Consider the following 781-nt stretch of genomic DNA (forward strand, 5'->3'; position numbering starts at 1 on the left):
GGCGACGCAGGCGACGCGGGTGACGCAGACGACGCCGACGACGTGGATGACCCCGCCGGTTCCACCGTGGCGGCGGTCCACGACGCCGTCGACGCTGTCGGCGGCACGTCCGTGGTGCGGGCGCGGCCGCCCGCGGGGGTCCGGGCGTGGAACCGGGCACCGTCGGCGGTGCGGGTGCTGCGGGCGTTGAAAAGCGAACTCGACCCGCACCGGCAGCTGAATCCGGGCCGGTTCGGGTCGTGGTTGGACACCGAGGAGGCAGGGCCGTGACCGAACCGGGCGAACGGCAGGCACCGTCCAGTTTCGACGCGTTCCACCCGCCGTCGCGGGAACTGCTGGACGACTGCGTGCACTGTGGATTTTGCCTGCCGACGTGTCCGACCTACCAGCTCTGGGGCGAGGAGATGGACTCGCCGCGCGGCCGCATCTACCTGATGGACCTCGCCGAGCGCGGCGAGATCGAGCTGCAGGGCGCGTTCACCGAGCACATCGACGCCTGCCTCGGCTGCATGGCCTGCGTGACGTCCTGCCCGTCCGGGGTGCAGTACGACCGGCTGCTGGAGGCCACCCGGCCGCAGATCGAACGTGCCGTGCCGCGCTCGCGCGGTGAGCGGCTGTTCCGGGACGGGATCTTCGCGCTGTTCCCCCATCGGCGCAGGCTGCGCGCGGCGGCGGTGTTCGGGGTGCTGTACCAGAAGCTGCGCCTGTCCCGGGTCGCCGAGCGGGTCCTGCCGCCCCGGCTGCGGGCGGCGCAGTCGCTGCTGCCGCCGGTGCGGCTGCG

The 781-nt window shown here is 73.4% G+C and carries 1 protein-coding gene and 1 pseudogene; both read left to right on the top strand.

Annotated features, from left to right (window positions below):
• Positions 1–270, top strand: a pseudogene (locus SACPADRAFT_RS33640) (hypothetical protein); the annotation flags it as partial.
• A partial coding sequence (locus SACPADRAFT_RS0224290; protein ID WP_007027830.1) for a 4Fe-4S dicluster domain-containing protein occupies positions 267–781 on the top strand: 515 nt, incomplete at its 3' end. The pseudogene SACPADRAFT_RS33640 and the gene SACPADRAFT_RS0224290, both read left to right, overlap by 4 nt.

The sequence above is a fragment of the Saccharomonospora iraqiensis subsp. paurometabolica YIM 90007 genome, assembly GCF_000231035.2.
In the GTDB taxonomy this organism is placed as follows: domain Bacteria; phylum Actinomycetota; class Actinomycetes; order Mycobacteriales; family Pseudonocardiaceae; genus Saccharomonospora; species Saccharomonospora paurometabolica.